Origin of the sequence: Diaphorobacter ruginosibacter (genome assembly GCF_014395975.1) — a bacterium.
Classification (GTDB): Bacteria; Pseudomonadota; Gammaproteobacteria; order Burkholderiales; family Burkholderiaceae_C; genus Diaphorobacter_A; species Diaphorobacter_A ruginosibacter.
Genome location: NZ_CP060714.1, coordinates 876,345 through 892,094 on the forward strand (window position 1 = coordinate 876,345; position 15,750 = coordinate 892,094).

General features: G+C 65.6%; 14 protein-coding genes. 11 read left to right on the forward strand and 3 right to left on the reverse strand.

Annotated features, from left to right (window positions below; all coding sequences use genetic code 11):
• Positions 1–135: 135 nt before the first annotated feature.
• From H9K76_RS03965 to H9K76_RS04005, 9 genes are all read left to right on the forward strand, one after another.
• Positions 136–495, forward strand: a complete 360-nt coding sequence (locus tag H9K76_RS03965) for a hypothetical protein (protein WP_187598283.1) — start codon at positions 136–138, stop codon at positions 493–495.
• Between the two features lie 120 nt (positions 496–615).
• Positions 616–4,188, forward strand: a complete 3,573-nt coding sequence (locus tag H9K76_RS03970; protein WP_246475289.1) for a beta strand repeat-containing protein — start codon at positions 616–618, stop codon at positions 4,186–4,188.
• A 68-nt stretch (positions 4,189–4,256) separates the two neighbouring features.
• Positions 4,257–4,706, forward strand: coding sequence for a hypothetical protein (locus tag H9K76_RS03975; RefSeq protein WP_187598284.1), 450 nt, complete (start codon positions 4,257–4,259; stop codon positions 4,704–4,706).
• A 99-nt stretch (positions 4,707–4,805) separates the two neighbouring features.
• The gene (locus H9K76_RS03980) at positions 4,806–5,969 is read left to right on the forward strand and encodes a CsgG/HfaB family protein (RefSeq protein WP_246475290.1); all 1,164 of its coding nucleotides are present in this window, start codon (positions 4,806–4,808) and stop codon (positions 5,967–5,969) included.
• A gap of 8 nt (positions 5,970–5,977) precedes the next feature.
• Positions 5,978–6,832, forward strand: a complete 855-nt coding sequence (locus tag H9K76_RS03985; protein ID WP_246475291.1) for a tetratricopeptide repeat protein — start codon at positions 5,978–5,980, stop codon at positions 6,830–6,832.
• 52 nt (positions 6,833–6,884) lie between these two features.
• A complete protein-coding gene (locus H9K76_RS03990; protein WP_187598285.1) occupies positions 6,885–7,289 on the forward strand; it encodes a hypothetical protein in 405 nt (134 codons plus the stop codon).
• Between the two features lie 71 nt (positions 7,290–7,360).
• On the forward strand, positions 7,361–8,017 hold the full coding sequence (locus H9K76_RS03995; protein WP_246475293.1) for a DUF4352 domain-containing protein: 657 nt from the start codon (positions 7,361–7,363) through the stop codon (positions 8,015–8,017).
• Between the two features lie 14 nt (positions 8,018–8,031).
• A complete protein-coding gene (locus H9K76_RS04000) occupies positions 8,032–8,751 on the forward strand; it encodes an OmpA family protein (RefSeq protein WP_246475294.1) in 720 nt (239 codons plus the stop codon).
• Between the two features lies 1 nt (position 8,752).
• Positions 8,753–9,001, forward strand: coding sequence for a zinc ribbon domain-containing protein (locus H9K76_RS04005; RefSeq protein WP_187598287.1), 249 nt, complete (start codon positions 8,753–8,755; stop codon positions 8,999–9,001).
• Between the two features lie 679 nt (positions 9,002–9,680).
• On the opposite strand, the gene H9K76_RS04010 is transcribed toward H9K76_RS04005, so the two are convergent.
• Both H9K76_RS04010 and H9K76_RS04015 read right to left on the reverse strand, forming a co-directional pair.
• Positions 9,681–11,633 carry a PhoX family protein gene (locus H9K76_RS04010; protein ID WP_187598288.1) on the reverse strand — a complete coding sequence of 651 codons (1,953 nt, stop codon included), beginning with the start codon at positions 11,631–11,633 and terminating at the stop codon, positions 9,681–9,683.
• 185 nt (positions 11,634–11,818) lie between these two features.
• Positions 11,819–12,721 (reverse strand): DMT family transporter, encoded by a 903-nt coding sequence (locus H9K76_RS04015; RefSeq protein ID WP_187598289.1) that lies wholly within the window; start codon positions 12,719–12,721, stop codon positions 11,819–11,821.
• 177 nt (positions 12,722–12,898) lie between these two features.
• Between H9K76_RS04015 and H9K76_RS04020 the strand changes: the two genes are divergently transcribed.
• Entirely contained in the window at positions 12,899–13,885 is a 987-nt protein-coding gene (locus H9K76_RS04020; protein ID WP_187598290.1) for a quinone oxidoreductase family protein, read from the forward strand.
• Between the two features lie 16 nt (positions 13,886–13,901).
• Complete coding sequence (locus H9K76_RS04025) at positions 13,902–14,741, forward strand: NUDIX hydrolase (protein ID WP_187598291.1); 840 nt, start codon at positions 13,902–13,904, stop codon at positions 14,739–14,741.
• On the opposite strand, the gene H9K76_RS04030 is transcribed toward H9K76_RS04025, so the two are convergent.
• Positions 14,726–15,691 carry a LysR family transcriptional regulator gene (locus H9K76_RS04030; RefSeq protein WP_187598292.1) on the reverse strand — a complete coding sequence of 322 codons (966 nt, stop codon included), beginning with the start codon at positions 15,689–15,691 and terminating at the stop codon, positions 14,726–14,728. The two genes, H9K76_RS04025 and H9K76_RS04030, sit on opposite strands and share 16 nt — an antisense overlap.
• Between the last annotated feature and the right edge of the window lie 59 nt (positions 15,692–15,750).

A 15,750-nucleotide genomic window follows, 5' to 3' on the forward strand; every position in this document is an offset into this window, starting at 1 on the left:
TATGACAGAGATCCGCTGCGAGGAATTGAGGGAACTTTTTTTTACGTTCGTCAAATTGATTGACTATGAGAATGGGCCCGCTAGCCGTGATTGGCTGCTTTTCCATTCACTCTCAATTCTCGAAGGAACATGAAAATGCGAAAGATTGCTACCACTGCAGTTGCCCTCCTTGCGCTCACCTGTGGCGCAGCATTCGCCCAAAGCGGCAACATCGCGATTCCCGGCCTGTTCTCCGGCAAGGGCTCTGCCGGCTCGGAGATCAAGAACAGCACGATCACGCTGTCGCGCAACAAGGCAACGGACGTGACTGCCGGTGGCGGCAAGGTCGGCATCAAGGTGGCCGAGGTCTCGATGGAGGGCGTGGCCAACGTGAACAGCGTGAACATCACCGGCTCCAAGGTCACCGACTCGCACATCATGCTGATGGACAACGAAGCCACGCGCATCAACGCCATTGGCGGCACGGCCAACGTCAACTCCGTGAACATCAACTAAGCAACCGGACCTGTGGTTCGGGTTCCTGCAGCGGCGCCCCTGTGGCGGCCCCTGCAGGTTTTTTCCCGTTGCGGCATGCGCCCGGCGGGTCGGCGAAGGTATTCATCGGAGGGAGCCTGAGTGCGCAAGTCGCGAACGTCACAACCGCATTGGTTTGCGCTGGGAGTGCTGGGCGCAGCCATGGCCTCTGCCACGCAATGCGCGAGCGCGCAGGAGTCCATGCTCGCGGGACTCGGCTGGCACAAGAACAGTGCCGGCACCGAGATGGACGGGCAGTCCTCCGTGCAGCTGCAAGGCAATGTTTCCCGCGCAACGATCACCTCGTCGGGCGGCAAGGGCTCGGCGCTGGCCAACGCCGGCATGAGCGTGGACCTGGCCGGAACGGCGCAGGCGAACACGGTGGGTCTCGCGTCGATGAGCGTGAAAAATGCCCAGGTGCAGGTACTCAAGAACCAGGTGAGCGGCTTCGTCAATGCAATGGGCGGTGCCGCCACGGTGAACGTCGTCCTCGCGGCCAGCGGGGAGGGCCGCAAGCCGCTGTCCTCGACCCGTCTCCTGGTCATGGACAACAAGGCTTCGCAGGTCGATGCCTTCGGTGGCAAGGCGTCGGTGCTGCTGGGCACCGGCTCGCTGCAACTGCCGGGACGGGCCACGGCCAACAGCATCCTGCTCGATGCTTCCGAGGTGCATGAGTCGCCCGTTTCCATTGTGGACAACGAAGCCGATGACGTGGTCTCCATCGGCGGTTCGGCGCTGGTCAATGCGCTCACGGCGGCGCGCAGCCAGTTGCGCGACACGCAGATCGGAAGCTCTGGCAACCGCGCGCAGGGCATTCGCGCAGGAGGGGGCAGCGCCGGAATCGGTCGAGGGATGATCGGGGGCGTCAACCTGACCGGCGTGGCCGCGGCCAATACCGTTGCCATCGCGGGAAGCGACCTGCGGGGCGCCCGCCTGAGCGTGACCGACAACATGGCTAGCCAGATGGCATCCACGGGCGGCAGTGCGCTTGCCAACAGCATCAGCTTTACCGACCACCAGCTCACGGCGGGTGGCGGCTACGGTGCGCAGTTGACCAACAACACGGCGCGCAACGTGCAGGCATTCGGCGGCGAGGGCAGCCTGCTGGGCGGAGCACTGGCCGATGTCAGCATGTCCGCATCGGCACTGGCCAACGCCATCTCGGTGAACAAGGGCGCCCTCAAGGACTCGCCGTCGCATACCCTCGTCGGCAACCGGGCGCAGGACGTGGTGGCAACAGGCGGCGGTGCGTCCGCCAACAGCCTCTGGCTCGACAATGCCACGGTGCAGGGCGGCTCCATCCGCCTGGGGAACAACGTTGCAGAACAGGTGCGCACGAGCGGCATCTCCGGCTCGGTCAGTGCAGGCGTCGTGGGGGCGGTCGAGAAAAACGGTCGCGCGCTCGGCAACACCGTGGCGGTGGATCGCCAGGCGACGCTGGACCGTGCAACGCTGAGCCTGCAATCCAACGAGGGGCGCGGCATCACGGGCACGGGCGGCTTCGCGGCGGCGAACTCGGTGGCCGTCAGCGAGGGGCGCATCCAGAATTCCAACGTCACGCTGGTGAACAACCGGGCCTCGCAGATGAGCTCCACCGGAGGCTCGGCCCAGGTAGGCGGCAGCGTGCTCTATTCCACGAGCCAGCAGTCATCGGCGCTGGCCAACACATTGGCCGTGACGGGCTCGCAGCTCGATGCAAAGACCGTGACGTTCGCAGGCAATCAGGCGGGCAACCTGCACGCCAAGGGCGGTATCCTGATGGCCAACAGCGTGTCGCTGGAGGACGGAGGCGGCGCAAGCTCGCAGCTCTCCGCCTCGGGCTCGATGATGGGCAACACGGCGCAGGACATGAGTTCCGCGGCAAGGTCTACTTCCGCGGCAGCGGGCCTTGCGCGCAACAAGAGCAGTGCCCGTGCCGCAGCGAATGCTCTGGTGCTGCACGATGACGCTCGCATGGATGCCTCCTCGCCGTGGCTCATCAGCATGAACGATGCGCGCCAGGTGCACGTGGACGGCGGCACTGCGCTGGTCAACGCGCTGGCGGCCTATCGCGGCGCGCGTGTCGAGAACAGCTCCCTCACCATCCTCGGCAATCGCGCCCAGGACATCCGGGCTTCGGGCGGTGCGTCCCAGGTCGCGGGCGTGGGCTCCAGCAGCAATGGCGTCCTGGCGGCCAACAGCCTGTACATGGATGGCACACAGCCCAACCGCCTGACCGCCACGCAGCTGCAGATCATGGGCAACACGGCAAGGCAACTGAACGCCGATGGCGGCCGCATCAATGCCAATGCGGTGTCGCTCAATGGACAGGGCCGTATCGAACACAGTACGACCAGCATCTTCGGAAACACCGCCACCGACATCCGAAGCGAAGGCAAGGAAGGTACGGTGGCGGGTTTCGCAGCATTCGGCAAGGGCGTCGGCCAGGCGAATGCGAACGCCATCCAGGTGCTGTCCGCCATGCGCCAGGCCAGCTTGCAACTGATGGGCAACACGGCCCGCAACGTGAGTTCGCCCGATGGGCTGGCGTCGGCCAACAGCATCACGCAGGCGGACGGCGCGAGCATGGACCGGCTGCATGCGACGCTGGCTGCCAACGTTGCTACCGAGGCGCGCGCGGATGGTGGCCATACGGCGCTGGCCAACAGCGTGCACGCGGATGGCAACCTGAGCAACGCGTCCGTGCAGATCGTGGGCAACCAGGGCAGCGCGCAAACGGCGGGCGATGATGCATTGGTCAACAGCGTCCGCGCGCAAAAGCGGGGGCGGATTTCCGAATCGTCCGTCAGCATTGCCGCCAATCGCGGCAGTGCCAGCGGCGGCCGGGCCAACAGCGTCGACGTGGCGGGCAACGTGCGCGCCAGCCAGATCACGGTGATGGGCAACCAGGGCTCGGCCTCGCAAGGGGGAACGATCAACAGCGTGACCGGCAAGGGGCAGGTCACCGCCAGCAACATCACCGTGCTGGGCAATACGGGCTCGGCCAGCCGGGGAACGGCCAACAGCGTGGACGTGGCCGGAAGCATTGCCGGCTCGCAGCTGGCGATCCTGGGCAACCAGGGCAACGCCCAGGGCGGCGGCACGGTCAACAGCGTGACGGGCAAGGGCTCGATCAAGGGAAGCCAGATCTCGATCATCGGCAACAGCGGCAGCACGCGAGGCGGTGGAACAGTCAACAGCGTGGACAACGGGGGCAGCATCGCCGGCGCGAGCATCACGCTGGTGGCCAACAACGGCAGCGCAACGGGCGGTGGCACGGTCAACAGCGTGGACAACAAGGGATTGCTGAGCGGCAACGTGGTGATCGCCGGCAATCGAGGCAGCGCGACGATGGGCGGCACGGTCAACTCGCTTGTCAACCGCGGCGTGATGGCCGGCAGCGTGGTGATCGCGGGCAACGACGGGCGCGCGATGGCTGGCGGCACTTCCAACTCCGTCATCAACCACGGCGTGATTACCGGCATGGTGGCCATCGTCGGCAACCGCACGATGGCGGCTGCGGGCATGACGTCGGGAAGCGTGCGCAACATCGGCGGCGCCATCGTGGGCGCTGCCGGTGTGGCCGGCAACAGTGCCTACGCGGCGAACGTCGGGTACACCTACGCAACCCCGTCGGTCGGCGTCGTGAACAACTCCGTCACCGTGGTTCCGGCGTTCAACATCATCAGCAACTGAGGGGAGGCCGCGCGCCGTGCTCGCGGCACCATGGCATACGGATCGACATGAGAAAGGCAGGAAAGGCAATGACACACTCCACGACAAGCACCGCGGCGGGCGCCTTGCGCCTGGCAGGCATGGGCAGCGCGCTGGCGCTGCTCGCCATGGGCGCCCAGGCGCAGATGGTGAACTACGGCGACCAGTTGGCCAGCTACAAGGACATGTCGCAATCCGGCGTGAAGCTCAATGACGGCGTGTTTCCATCGGTCAGCGCCAAGGCGCGCGTGAACCGTGCGATCGCGCAGAACATGCTGGTGGACCAGAGCGCACTGGTGCAGCCCGACGGCACGCTGAAGCTGCCCAGCAACCAGCAGAACATCGTGATCCGCTCGGACTACACGAACGTCACGCGTGGTGCGGACGGAACCTTGCGCATCGCCAGCCCGGTCATCCAGGGCAACGTGAACGGCAACGTCACGTTGTATGTGGAGGGGCGTGGTGTGGAAAACATCACGGTGCTCAACTCCATGCGCTGAAGAAAGAAGGCGGGGCCGTCACGGCTTCGTCACCAAGCCAGGGCACCCGCGCCGCTCGCGAGCAGCGGGCGCATTCTGGCGGCACACACGACAAGCAACATGAACAAGAAAATCTATTCGCGCGCGGCGCTGATTCTGGCCGCAGCCTCTTTGATGGGATGTGCGTCGACGGAGAACGCCATCAAGGATGCGACGACCCTGATGCAGGAGAGGGAGGCGGACAAGCTGCTGCCGGTGGCCAACCTGAGCCCCTATGCCGAATCGCTGGGGCGCTTCGGGCGCATGCTGGACATCTACAAGGAAGGCGACCCCGTCATCTACATGCAGACGCGCAACATCTCGGACGCGACGAACCTCTCGAACCCGCTGGTGGGTGCCGAGATTCCCGGCGACATCACCGAGATGGTCCGCACGGCGGTCAATCGCATCGGTGCGCGCATCGTGTATGTGCCCTACCATCCCGACTACCTGGTATCGCAGGCACAGCTCGGCGCGAAGTTCGGCGTGACCATGCCCGACTTTCTGATCACCGGTGCGCTGACGGAGTTCGACCGCGCGATTGCGGGCGCGGGGCGCTCCAATTCGCTGGGCGTCGAGTTCGGGGGCGGCAAGGGCAAGGTGGAACTGGGCGCGGACCGCAAGCGCACGGCCATCTACTCCGCTCTCGCGCTCGACCTGAACCTGGTGAGCTTTTCCACGCAGCAGATGGTGCCGCAGATCCAGGCATCCAACGTCATCAAGGTGCTCAACTTCGGCTCGGAAGACAACGCCAGCGTCGGCTTCTATGGCGATGCTTTCGGCTTCAAGCTGGAAGGAAAGTACCTGCAGGGCCGGCATTCCGCCATCCGTACGCTGGTCGACCTGAGCGTGCTGGAATTGATCGGCAAGGCTACCAACACGCCCTACTGGCGCTGCATCCCAGGCGGCAAGCCCGACCCCGTGGTGGTTGGCAACATGCGTCGTGCATACGAGTCGCTGAGCCCCGAGCTCAAGCTGGGCCTCATCCAGGTCAGCCTGCGCAAGTATGGCGAGCCGGTCGAGGTCACGCAGAAGCTCGACGAGCCCACGCAGCAGGCTTTGCAGAAGGTCTATTCCGAGCGCTATGCGGATGCGGGCCCCGTGGACGTCATGCAGTGGAAGGGCTTCGAGCCGCTGTTCTTCGGCGTGCCGATGGCGTGGGACGGAACGCTCGAGGCGCCGAGGGCCCAGGCGGTGCAGCCTGCGCAGCAGCCTGCGGCCGTCAACGACAAGGTGGGCGCATGATGGCCTGCATGAACACAGGCAGGGACTTCCGCACGGGTTCGTGCAGGCTGCACGGCATGGCGTGCAGCGCCGTGCTGCTGGCCATGATGGGTCTGCAGCTCGGCGCACAGGCGCAGACCTCCGCCTCAGGCGCACCGGCCGTGGCGGCCGCACCCCGCCAGGAGCAGCAGACGACGCAGCCCGTGAACCCCACGACGGCGGCACGCTTCATCGAGGACTGCAACGACGCCATGGAGCGCGGCGTGGCCTCGCTCGGCTGCCAGGCGCCGCTGTACCGCAACGAGCTCGAACGCCTCAAGCGCGAGGCGGTCACCACGCAGAACCCGCAGTTGCTTTCTTTCGTCGGCGATGCGTACCGCAATCCACGCAGCGGGTTGGGCGACATGGGCCAGGCCTATCGCTGGTACCTGATGGCTGCCGTGCGCGGTGACCCGCAGGCCATGCAGCGCCTGGCCGACATGAACCGCAAGGGCATCGGAGTGCCCAAGGACAACGTGAAGGCCATGGGCTACGCACGGCTGGTCCAGCGCATGTCGCAGCCCGGTGCCGCACAGCCCAACGTGGTGTCGATCATCAACGAGCTGGGCGACGAAATGGCGGTGGAGGAGGTGGCGCTGGCAGAGCGCTTTGCGGGCCAGTTGCAGGAGCGCATCCTGCGCGAGAGCGGTGCAGGCCAGTCCGGCGGCGGCAGCGATGCCGGCGGCGCACCGTCCAGCCTGACCATCAAGCCCGACACCAGCAGTGTGCCGGGCATGCCGCAGCCCGCGGCAGCCCCGAGGACGCCGAGTCCGGCGCCTCCGCCGGGCGCCGTGCTGCCCGGCGTTCCCGCGCCGCTGGCACCGTCCGCATCTCCCGCACATTGAGTGCGCGATGCGTATCCATCAACTTGACGAAGAACCACGAGGGATGAACCGCATGGCTCCTACCGAGATCACCCATTCTTCCCTGCGCCGGAAGTACCCGCCGCTGCTTGGGCGCGTGTTGTCCGGTGCATCGTTGCTCCTGGCGCTGATGAACGGCACCGGCGCGCTGGCGGGCAATGCGGCATCGCACACAGCGTCTGCGCCGCAGCCACAGCAGGCCGGCGGCAATCGCATCGAAGTGACGAACAACTCGGTTTCCAACGTGCGCTGCGCCAATGGTGGATCGGTCTCGGTCAACAGCGTGAACGTGAATGGCGCGGCACTGAAGGGCCGTACCGTGATCGTGCAGGGGCACAACAGCGATGGCGAGCGCGAGGGCAAGGTCATCGACTGCGGCGATATCCCCAGCGGCAAGGCCCCGGCTTCGTCACAGGTCAACAGCATCACGATTCGCTGAGTCCGCTAAGCAGCGAGCCCCGCATGGTGCGGGCCAGAACACAAGATTTCAGAACCAGAGGAGCCAGAAGAATGAATCGAGCCCTGCTTGCACAAGTTGCCAAGCGCAATACCCGCACCCAGGCCGGCATGATGGCCGGCGTGCTGACGGCGGCCATGCTGCTGTCGGCCTGCAAGGATCACCCCGCGGATGGGCCTGCACAGTCGTCGGCACCGGCCGCCGCCCCTGCTCCCGCGCCGGCGCCAGTACCCACCCCCGCACCGGCACCTGTTCCCGCTCCTGCGCAACCGGCTGTTGCAGCGCAGCCTGCTCCGTCCCCGGCGGCTTCCGCGCAGTCCGTCGCGGAAGCCCGGAAGATTCCCATGAACGTCCAGGGCGTTGCCGAGGCGGGGCTGACGGTGCGCGTGAAGAGCGTCGAGATTGGCGCGGATGCCACCGTGCTGGACGTGAGCATATCGTTTTCCAATCGCATCACCAGCTCGACCATGCTCGCGCTCACCGACACGTTCCTGGAGGACGAGGGCGGCGCGCGGCTGCAGATCAAGCGCCCCACGGACAACCGCGACCTGAGGGTGAATTCCGGTGAAACACTGAACGGTCAGCTGGTCTTCATGGGGGCCACTCCCGCATCGGCGCGCAAGCTGCGCCTCGTGTTCAACGACGGCAATGCGGGTGACAACCTCGTGGCGCCGGGCCTGGCCGTGGAACTGCCTCTTTCGGGGGGCTGATGGGACAGCTCCGTGTGAAAGTGCGTTCGTGGCAGATTGCCGTCTTGGCCGGCGCTGCAGTTGCAGGTTCCTATGCAATGGCCGACGTCGTGCGTTCGGACCGCAAGCTGTCCGCGCTGGAGTCGCGTCTCGTGCCGGCGTCGTCGGCGCCCGAGACACGCCTTGCGCCGCAGAACCGGGAAGGCAACCTCACGCCCAGCCATCCCGAAACAAGCCTCACGCCCAGCCGCCCGCAAACCAGTCTGGCACCGGCTGCGGGCCCGAGCACCATCCTGCGCGAGGCGGAGGTGCCTCCCGAGCGCCTGGAGCGTACGCGCGAACTGCTGGTGGAACTCAAGGCCGCGCCTACGCCTGCGAAGGCCATCTCGATCGACCTGCCTGCCGACGTGCTGTTCGACTTCGACAAGTACGAGTTGCGCTCCGACGCGGCACCGTCACTGGACAAGGCGGCCGAGCTGATCAAGAGCTATCCCGATGCGCCCTTGCTGGTGCGCGGCCATACGGATGGCAAGGGAACCGATGCCTACAACGACCAGTTGTCGGAGCGCAGGGCACAGGCCGTCGCAAAGGAACTCGAGGCGCGCACGGGGCGCCAGGCGGCCACACGCGGATTGGGGCGGCGCGAGCCGGTCGCCCCCAATCTCACGTCCGATGGCAAGGACAACCCCGACGGTCGCCAGCGCAACCGACGGGTGCAGATCCTGATCGAAGTCGCTCCGGCGAAGGGAGGTTGACATGGCATTGGTGACATGCCCTGAATGCGGGCACACGATTTCCACACAGGCCGCCGCGTGTCCCTCGTGCGGCTATGTGCTCAGGAACACCGCGGGGGACGACGGCGTGCGCGGGGCACTGCAATCGCCGAAGGTCTGGAGCACCGCACTCCTGGCGTTGGGGGCATGGCTGGTGACGCCATGGATCGCGCGGCTGATCGTGGCGATTGCTGTGTGCGTGCTGGCGTACTTCATGTTCACTGGGAAATGAGGATGCCGTCCGAGCTTTCGGCTTCTGCTTCTTATGTTTGAGGGCAGAGGCCGGGAGTGCCCCCGGCAGGGCAGTAACTTTTTGGTCTTGCCCAAAAAGTCACCAAAAATGCGCTTGGAATGCGGGGGCACGCGGTAAAACTCACTTCGCGCTGCGCGCTCCGTTCAGACAGCCACCGCGAGTCAGTCTGGAAGAGGAATGTTCGGCACGTCGCTTCGCTCGTGCTGGGCTCGCCCGACTTCGGGCGAGCCGACAGCGCCAAGTTTGAACGGCGAGGATGAATTGGGGCGCGACACATCTCGCGAAGTCGCGAGATGCCCAGGCACGAGCGCAGCGACGTGCCGAATGTTCCTCCCCTTCAACTGACTCACGGTGGCTGTCTGAGCGGAGTGACGAAGGAACGAAGAGAGTTCTGCCGTGGGTATTGAAACGCCTTTTTGGTGACTTTTTGCGCGTGCAAAAAGTTACTGCCCCGCCGGGGGCACTCCCGGCCTCTTTCCTAAAAAAGACTTGGGCAAAGAAAAACCGCCCCGAGTGGCCCATGCCATTCAAGATAAGCCCAAGCGCTCCCCCACAAAGAAAATGCCAGTCAGCGCTTAACCGACTGGCATTGGCATTGGCATGGGGGCTGGGCGCAGCCCGCTTTGCTTTCGTGCGCTGCTAGAGCGCCCGTTCGCTATCAGCCCTTCAGCGAAGGCTGGTTCGGCGTGCCCGTCAGATAGCCGACCGCAGCGCCGGCCTTGTTCTTGTAGTTGGCCTTGATCAGCGGATCCAGCGTGTCCTTCACCACGTTGTGGATACCGCCCCAGTCACCGGCGTGCTGGAAGTTGCTCATGATGTAGGTCCAGCCGTTGATCTCGTCGACGGCATGCAGGCCCGTGGATTCACCGCCCGCGGGGATCGACATCAGGCGCGAAAGCTGCTTGGTGTCGACGTTGTAGGCCCACAGGAAGTTGTTCACGTGCTGGCCCGAGTCTTCGCCGATGAACAGCGTGCGCATCTTTTCCGAGAACTTGAGGTTGTCGGGGTTGCAGATCTTGTTCGGGTTGCCGGTGTTGCCCAGTGCGTCGGCGGAGATGTCTTCACCGGCCAGCAGGGCCTTGGTATCCACGGGCATCCACTCGCTGTTGATGGCAGCACCCGAGGTGTCCTTCTGGCCGCCGCGCAGGTTCAACGCCATCACCACGCCCGCCTTGAGCTGCTTGGGGATCGAGATGCCGTTGCCTGGAACGTTGGTTGCGTCGCCCGCCACCATGGACTTCTCGCAGTTCTGCAGGGCGGAGTAGGCCACCTTGTCCTTGGCGTTGACCGTCGTGCCTTCCATCTTGGTGAAGCCCATGCTTGCACCCTTGAAGGCGGCGTAGCGGTGGGTTTCGAGGAAGGCGGCTGCCTTTTCCATACCGGGGTTGATCTTGATCCACTCGGTCTTGCCGTTGGCGACGATCTTGGTGAAGCTTGTGTCGCCCGGGTCCTTGCTCGCCACGGTCATGATGTCGGTGGGCTTGAGCGTGTTGGCGAGGTTCTCGATCTCTGCGCTGGTGGCCGAGCCCAGCTTGATCCAGGTGAGCGGTGCGCCGGCGGCGGCTGCCGGATCGATCGAGAAGCCTGCCCCCACCTTCGCAACGTACAGCGAACCGGAGGACAGGTCCTTTTCCTTGTCGGCAACGAACACGAAGTAGCCGCTGTTGGTGGCGTCGTCGCCCATCAGCGCGGTGCGGGAGTCGGGCATCACCTGCACGAGTTCGTGCGAGATGCGGCCCATGCAGAAGTGCTTCTTGATGGTGGCGGTGCCGTCCTTGTTGACGATCACTTCGGGCATGTGGCCGTAGTGGTACGGGTTCGCCGCGGTCTCGCTGCCATACAGGTTCTTGCTGTAGGCCTTGAACTGCGCGTTGCTGGCGGCGCTGAAGGCATCGGGTTCGTATTCCTCGCTCGAGAGGTGCGTACCCCATGGCGAGAGGCTTGCGCCGCAGGTGATCCACAGGCCGTGCACCTTGGAGGTGTCGACGTTGTGGTACTTCACCAGGCTCAGCTTGCCGGTGGCCTGGTCCTGGTCGAGCGTGAGCACGGCGATCGGCGAGGGCAGCTTGCCGTACATGTCGGTCTTGCCGTCCTGTGCCCAGGTGGTGTATTCGAACTGCACCACGGCGAACACGGGCTTGCCCTTCACGCCGTCGACCTTGGCATCGGCAACGGTCAGCAGCGAGGTGCCATCGGGTGCGTCGGAGAAGTACTGGCGCTCGCTGCCGGCCACCGTGGCGTCGATGATCGGCTTGTTGTTGATGTCCACGTAGCCGCCGGCCAGGATCTTGCCGCCCTTGCCGTCGCTGACCATGTCGCCGGTGATGAAGAACGGCTGATAGGCCAGATTGAAGGACTGGGTGGAGTCGTCATCGAACAGCACCTTCATGCTCGATGCGACGCTGGTGGTCGCCATGGCCGTCGGGGTCTGCAGCGTGGGGGCGGCCATGCCGGTGAAGCTCACCGACTTGAACGTGGCGCTGCCGCCGCTGCCGCCGCCGCACGCGGACAGAAGCGCTGCGGCCGTGGCGCTCGTGCCCAGCGGCAGCAGGGGAATGCCGGCGAGCATTTGCAGGGTTTTGCGACGGGAGGGCATGGGGGTGTGAGACATCGTGCTGTTCGTTTTGAGGATGGAACTCTTGCGCCGAGCTGGTGGGGTGTGCTCGGAAGCAAAGCGAAACGAGAAGCCAGGGATGTCCGTGGTCAGATGGGCTCCCTCGCTCTCTTGCCCGAATGCTAGAAAGCGAGGATGACAGCGGATTGACGAAATCGTGACGTTTTCGTGTCAATGCCGCGTCAGGTGCGGCGCGAGGGCACCACGATGCCCGCCACGATCAGCATGAAGGCGAACAGGTGGTAGAGGTGCGGGGCCTCGCCGAGCAGCGCCAACGAGAGCACGGCTGCAAACAGCGGCGTGAGGTTGATGAAGAACCCCGCGGCGACCGGACCCGCGCGCTGCACGCCCAGGCCCCAGCAACGGTACGCAAGAATGGCGGGGCCGATCACGATGAACACCAGTGCGGCGGCCAGCGGCCAGCCCCAGACGATCTCGTGCTGGCCGAGGCCCCATTCGACACCTGCAAATGCGCCCGACCAGCCCAGGCCAAACAGCATCTGTGCGATCAGGAACGCTGCCCAGTCGCCGCGGATGGCTGCAGGCTCGCTGGTGCGCACGAGGAACCAGCTGTACAGCGACCACGAGATGACGGCCAGCACCATGTAGACGTCGCCGATCACGAGCCGCAGCGACAGCAGTTGCTCGATGCTGCCGTGGCTCAGCACCAGCAGCACGCCGCAGACCGACAGCGTCGCGCCGATGATCTGCTGGCGGCGAGCCGGTACCCCGAAGAACAGTGCGCCGATGATCAGCATGCAGACGGGTGTGCCGCCACCCACCAGCGTCACGTTGAGTGGCGAGGAGGTCTGCAGCGCCATGTACTGCAGCGCGTTGTAGCTGCCCACGCCCAGCAGGCCGAGCAGGCTGTAGCGCTTCCAGTGAGGCCAGAGCGGGCTGCCGGGACGCAGCGTTTTCCAGGCAAACGGCAGCAGGATCAGGAACGCGAGCGCCCAGCGGATGAAGTTGAGCGTGATGGGCGGAATCAGGCCGTGGACGAGCTTGCCGGTGACTGCATTGCCGGCCCACATGAGCGGGGCGGTGGCAAGCAGCAGCATGGTGCCGGGGGAGAGTTTCTGGGACATGGACCGGACATTGTAGGGAGGGCGGGCAGGAATTTCAGGCACAGGCCGGAACGCCCGAAAACCTGCAAGCCGGAGGAGGGCGCACTCCGGCGCGGAGTTTCAATTCGTGGCAGGATGTGCGGCAATCATGCGGGGCCCGCCCCCGATGTGCCAACAACCATCAAGGAGAACAGATCCATGAGCCTTGCCGTTCAGATTCGCCAGCATGGCGGCCCGGAGGAATTGCAACTCGTCAATGTGCAGGTGGGCGAGCCCGGCCCTGGCGAAATCCGCATCCGCCACAAGGCGATCGGACTGAATTTCATCGATGTCTATCACCGCACCGGCCTGTATCCGTTGAAGATGCCGGCCGGCATCGGCATGGAGGCCTCGGGCGTGATCGAGGCGGTGGGCGAAGGGGTCGCGCACCTGAAGGTGGGGGACCGTGCCGCCTATGCCGGCCAGCCGCCGGGCAGCTACTGCGAAGTGCGCGTGATGCCCGCGATGAACGTCTGCAGGCTGCCCGACGCGATCAGTTTCGAGACCGGCGCGGCCATGATGCTCAAGGGGCTGACCGCGCAGTACCTGCTCAAGAAGGCGCGGCCCGTGGAAGGGCTGGACAAGGGAGACTTTGTCCTGTTCCACGCCGCCGCCGGCGGTGTCGGCCTGATTGCCTGCCAGTGGGCGAAGGCGCTTGGCCTGCAGCTCATCGGAACCGCGGGGTCGGACGCCAAATGCCAATTGGCCCTGGCCAACGGCGCGGCGCATGCCATCAACTACAACACGGAGGACTTTGCGGCGCGTGTGAAGGAGATTACCGGCGGCAAGGGCGTGAAGGTGGTCTACGACTCGGTGGGCAAGGACACCTGGGACAAGTCGCTGGAATGCCTGCGTCCGTTCGGTCTCATGGCGAGCTTCGGCAATGCGTCCGGCCCGGTGGCCCCCTTTGCACCCGCCATGCTCGGCAAGTACGGCTCGATCTACGTGACGCGCCAGACGCTGTTCACGCACATCAGCTCGCGCGAAGCCACCCAGGCCATGGCCGATGACCTGTTTGCGGTGGTGGCCAGCGGCGAGGTGAAGATCCATATCGAGCAGCGCTACCCCCTCAAGGACGTGCAGCAGGCCCATCGCGACCTCGAAGCGCGCAAGACCACCGGCTCGACCATTCTCACCCTCGATTGAGATGGAGCTTGACCCCATGGCGGGAGAGGCCCGAAACGATGGTCTGGGGGTTCCCGCGGTGGCTCCGGCATGGCTGGCACCCGCAAGGGCCTGGTCGCGCCGCGCACCACTCGCGCCGCGCAGTCCGCTGCTGGTGGACGGGCACGTGGTCGGTTCCGCGGAACCCCGGGTGCTCGAACGTGTGGCCGGTCTGCTCGCGGGAGGCCATCAGCTGGCAGGTGGAGAGCATGCATGGCATCTGCAGAGCGCGGACGGGGACGCGACCGCCGCGATGAATGCGCTGGCCCGCGCGCTGCGCGAGGTGGGGCTGAGCGGCCCCTGGCGCGATGAGCAGCTGGCGGTATGCCGTGACGGGGAAGACGGCATGCGCATCGGCACGATCGAGCGGGGCGTTGTGCGGCCGCTGGGCATTGCGACCCAGGCCGTCCACCTGATCGGCACGGCGCCCGACGGCCGCATGTGGGTCCAGCAGCGGGCCTTCAGCAAGGCCAACAACCCGGGCATGTGGGACACGCTGATGGGCGGCATGGTGTCCGCTGCTGATTCGCTCGCGCAGGCCCTGTCGCGTGAAACCTGGGAGGAGGCGGGGCTGCGCGTCGAGCAACTGGTCGGCATGCGCCATGGAGGCCGTGTCGATTTCGCCCAGCCCGCGGAGGAGGAAGACAACGCGGGCTACATGCGGGAGCGCATCGACTGGTTTGCGGCGACCGTGCCTTCCCATGTCGTGCCCGTGAACCAGGATGGGGAGGTGGAACGCTTCGAACTCATCTCCGTCGCCGAAGTGCAGGAGCGGCTCGCGCGCGCGGAGTTCACTCCGGAAGCCGCCCTGCTGCTGGCCGATCACTTCGGCTGGTGAGACCGCTTGGCGAGACGCCTGTCGGGCCTGTGGGGCAGCTCGGCCGCCGAATTCAGCGCGGCAAGCCCTGCCGCCTGTTCGCGCACCAGCTGCCACGCGGTCTGGGCGAGGGGTGACAGGGCGCGATTGCGGCGATGCACCAGCATCACCTGCCGGTCCATGCGGGGCAGCAGCGGCCGCACGCACAGTTCGGCCAGGCCCTGCGGTGGCAGGGCCAGCTGGGGGATGACCGCGACGCCGAGTCCGGCCTCGATCATGCGGAAGATGGTCGTGCTGTGGCCCACCTCCTGAGCGATCGTGCACTGCACGCCCAGCCTCGCCAGGATCTCGTCGATCAGCCGCCTGCTGCCTGATGCATGGTCGAGCAGCACCAGCGATTCCCCGTTCAGGTCCGTCCAGTTCACGTGGCGCTTGTGCGTCAGCGGATGCTCGGGCGAACAGGCGAGGATGAAGGGTTCCGAGAGAATGGTCTCGCAGGTGAGCGCCTCGCGCTCCTCGGGGTCGATCACCACGCCGAAGTCCACCTCGCCCGAGAGCACGCTGGCAAGCGTCGCGCTCTGCACGCGGTCCAGCAGCATGAGTTCCAGCCCCGGATGCAGGCGATGGCACAGCGCGATGCACTCGGGCATCAGGTTGGCCGACAGCGTCGGACTGCTGGCCACGCGCACGCGCCCCTTTCTGCCGGTGGCCATGCCGGCCACGTCGAGCAGCGTGGCATCCAGATCATCGAGGACGCGCGGCAGCCGCGTGGCCAGGCTGCGGCCCGCGTCGGTGAGCTCCACTTCGCGCGTGGTGCGGTTGACCAGCTGCAGTCCCAGTTGCGCCTCCAGCTCGGTGATGCTGCGGCTGACGGCCGGCTGCGTGAGACCGATCGCGTCGCCCGTGCGGCTGAAGTTGCGCGTTCGGGCGACAGAGAGGAACACCTGCAGCTGACGCAAGGTCACATTCATGATTCAGGCTCATGAAATTATTAGATAAATCGATTTTACTTTGCTTGGGGCTTGCGATC